This is a genomic window from Parabacteroides sp. ZJ-118 (assembly GCF_011038785.1).
Lineage (GTDB): Bacteria > Bacteroidota > Bacteroidia > Bacteroidales > Tannerellaceae > Parabacteroides.
In genome coordinates, this window is the sequence record NZ_JAAKDT010000080.1 from 1 (window position 1) to 3,219 (window position 3,219).

Annotated in this window: 4 protein-coding genes; 1 reads left to right on the plus strand and 3 read right to left on the minus strand. The window is 50.1% G+C overall.

The features are described 5' to 3' along the window. The coding region (locus G7Y39_RS13100; RefSeq protein WP_165157882.1) for a polysaccharide biosynthesis protein at window positions 1-1,194 on the minus strand (1,194 nt) is incomplete at its 3' end. A gap of 66 nt (window positions 1,195-1,260) precedes the next feature. Continuing rightward, window positions 1,261-1,383: a hypothetical protein gene (locus tag G7Y39_RS13820; protein WP_255453027.1), complete on the minus strand. Its 123-nt coding sequence runs from the start codon at window positions 1,381-1,383 to the stop codon at window positions 1,261-1,263. An 87-nt stretch (window positions 1,384-1,470) separates the two neighbouring features. Between G7Y39_RS13820 and G7Y39_RS13105 the strand changes: the two genes are divergently transcribed. Beyond that, window positions 1,471-2,619, plus strand: coding sequence for an ATP-binding protein (locus G7Y39_RS13105; RefSeq protein ID WP_165157883.1), 1,149 nt, complete (start codon window positions 1,471-1,473; stop codon window positions 2,617-2,619). Window positions 2,620-2,783: 164 nt separating this feature from the next. On the opposite strand, the gene tnpB is transcribed toward G7Y39_RS13105, so the two are convergent. Continuing rightward, window positions 2,784-2,954, minus strand: coding sequence for an IS66 family insertion sequence element accessory protein TnpB (gene tnpB / locus G7Y39_RS13955; protein WP_370520379.1), 171 nt, complete (start codon window positions 2,952-2,954; stop codon window positions 2,784-2,786). Between the last annotated feature and the right edge of the window lie 265 nt (window positions 2,955-3,219).

The window sequence follows — 3,219 nt, forward strand, 5'->3', positions numbered from 1 at the left end:
GTTGACCACGCTCTCGTAGGGGTTGTCCTCCATCATCGGTACGTGCTTGTAGGCGGCCGCATGGAAGACATACTCCGGCTTGTACCGGCTGAAGACGCGCTCCATGATCCTTCGGTCGGCGATGTCGGCAACGATTGTCTCCGATTCTATCCCCGGCCACCGGTCGTGCATCATCATCCTGATGCCGTGCATCGGGGTCTCCGCCTGGTCTATGAGTATCAGCTTAGACGGTGCGTATGCCGCTATCTGCCTCACCATCTCAGAGCCGATGCTCCCGGCTGCCCCCGTGATCATCACCGCATGCCCGTGGAGCAGGCCGGCGGCGGCTTTCATGTCAACCTCTATCTTCTCGCGCGGCAGCAGGTCCTCAACATCCACCGGATGGAAGGCGCTCAGCCGCAGGTCGCTCTTGCCGTCCCATTCCCTCGCCTGAGGCATGACGAGGATCCTGACCCCGCTGTCGACCAGCTCATTGATGAGCTCCGCTGCCTCCTTCTCCTTCAGCGCGTCCATCTTGAGGGGTGAGACTATCAGCGTGCTGACGCGGTTTCGTCTCATCGTATCCGGCAGAGCGCTGTCGAACGGGTACACCCTGACCCCCATCAGCACACGGTTCTCCATGTCCCCCTCATCACTTACGAAGCCCTGGAGAGCATAGGGGGAGTCAGCCGACGAGCGTATACTCTTGGCGAGGGCCACGCCGCCGTCCCTGACGCCAAGGATGTATGCCCGGCTGGTGTCGGCGCGCTTGGCGGTCTGCTCGAAGACGGTCTTCACCCACACGCGGACAGTCCACATGAAGGCGACCGCGAACAGCCCCATGAGGATTATGTCGGCGTATCCGAATGACACGATACAGTCGGAGGCGTTGAAGAGCCACAGTACGCCGCAGCACAACACGGCCCCGAGTATCACGGACGAGCCGACCCTCTGCAGGTCGGAGAACGAGGAGTAGCGCATAACCCCGTTGTAGGTGTGGAAGATGCGGAACCCGATGATGAAGCAGGCAAGGAACGCGCAGAGGGTCTGGCAGAGAGAGCCCAGGACGCTGAGCGTCTGTTCCGAGCCGTGGTGAACGGTGAAGGCCAGCAGACCCGAGAACACCACAAACACGCAGTCGAGGAGCAGTATGCTCCAATACGGCAAGGCCGACCGGGAGAAATACCAGCGGGCCAGTTTCCTGATGGATTTCATAGAATGGTAGTAAGCGTTCGGTGAAAGCCGACTTGTTGTATCACAAACAGCCTGCACCACTTATTTTTATAATTGATAACGATTAAATATCACAAGGGTGACCTTGATAGGATTCAGATCATATTTGATAAAGTTCTGTCCCTTGCCCGACATGTGCGCCAGGCAAAGCAATATTCTCTCTTTTCTCATCTTTCTAATGTTTCACTTGCCACGTTCAGAAATAATGGCTAAATTTGCGCTAACTTAAAATTGCATTTTAATTTTACACTCATTGTTATGGAGTACATCTTCAGGAATATTACACCTGCCGTGATTCGCGGCTCACAATACTTTCCTGTGACAGTTATCACAGGCCCGCGTCAGTCGGGTAAATCCACCTTTTGTCGCAATACATTTCCCGACTATATTGAATATAACCTTGAGGATATTGCTCTGCGTGAGAGAATTGCTGACGACCCCAAGCTCTTTATCAGCGAGTGTGGTGAAAAGGTCATCATTGACGAAATGCAACATGTGCCGTCTTTATTCTCATATATTCAAGTAGAGGTTGATCGTCATCCGAATCGTCGTTTTATCGTCACAGGTAGCAGCAATTTCTCGCTTATGGAGAAGATCACGCAGTCATTAGCCGGCCGCGCAGTACTTTTCACATTGCTACCCCTTGCTCTCAACGAAATTCCCGAATATGCGGATACAGACACCGATTCGTTGCTTTTCAACGGCTTATTCCCATCCGTTGTCACCGGCCAACGTCCCGCCGATCTTTTTTACAGTGCTTATAACACAACGTATGTTGAAAAAGATGTGAGACAGCTTAAAAACATAGGCGACTTACGCCTGTTTCAAAAATTCATGCGTCTTGCGGCAGGCAGGACGGGAAGTGAAATCAACGGAGTACAGTTCGGCAATGAACTCGCTATAAGCTCCCCAACGGTAAAGTCGTGGACCTCAATACTCGAGGCATCCTATATATTGTTCCCGTTGCAACCTTACTACGCAAATATCAACAAACGACTTACGAAGACACCGAAGATATATTTCTACGACACCGGCTTGTTATGCCATCTTTTGGGCATCGAACGTTCCGAACATCTCTGCAATCACCCGTTGCGTGGAGCCATCTTTGAGAATTTGGCAGTTATAGAGCTATTGAAACAACGATTTAACGAAGGTAAAACAAACAATCTTTTCTTTTACCGCGAAAACAAAGGTCGTGAAGTAGACATCATCAGAGCCGTAGGTGAATATCTCGACATTTTCGAGGTGAAATCAGCCCACACGTATAACACTGGATTATCCAAGAACTTACATTATCTGAAACAACTCTTCAACGAAAAAGTAAAGACATCTGCCATCATATACGACGGCGACTTTATTCCTCCCGATGTAGTGAATATCCGTCAACTCACTGAAAAATTCTGTTAGCAGTGTCACGTCTCAAATAATGTCATCACCATAGTAAGCGTTCGGTGAAAGCCGACTTGTTTGTATCACAAACAGCCTGCACCGCTTATTTTAATAATTGATAAAGATTAAATATCACAAGGGTGACCTTGACAGGATTCAGTACATACGTAAGCCATTCCACCTCATTGGCTCCCACCACACGACACGCGCCGAAGAAGGAGTACATCATGGCCGCTCTTTGACAGGAATACGAAAACCTCGTCTCCTATCAGGTAACGGCCGAACTGTTCCACAACCAGTCCCTCCAGACCATGAAAGGACTTGCGCATGTCTACCGAACGCTTACAGCAAATTTAAATCCGCCAAAATTCGCTTTTTCTCAGCCTCCGGAAAGTGGGGGTCCGACAGTAATCGCCTTACCTCATCTTCCAAGGCGGAAGCGTAAGCATTCGTAAGCGTCCAAGCACAGCCGGACGAAATTGCAAATCACGGATTCAATGGCTGTTAGCTTCTATCCCCTGATTTTGTTTTCATTAAACATTTAGTATTTATTAGTACTCAAACCCATGTTCATGGGGAGCATGCTGCTGTAATCGGTGCACCCGCGCACGATTTTGG

What these genes read in the sequence shown, in the direction of transcription:
- G7Y39_RS13820 (WP_255453027.1), bottom strand. Translation starts at nt 1,383, where the DNA reads ATGAGAAAAGAGAGAATATTGCTTTGCCTGGCGCACATGTCGGGCAAG.
- G7Y39_RS13105 (WP_165157883.1), top strand. Translation starts at nt 1,471, where the DNA reads ATGGAGTACATCTTCAGGAATATTACACCTGCCGTGATTCGCGGCTCA.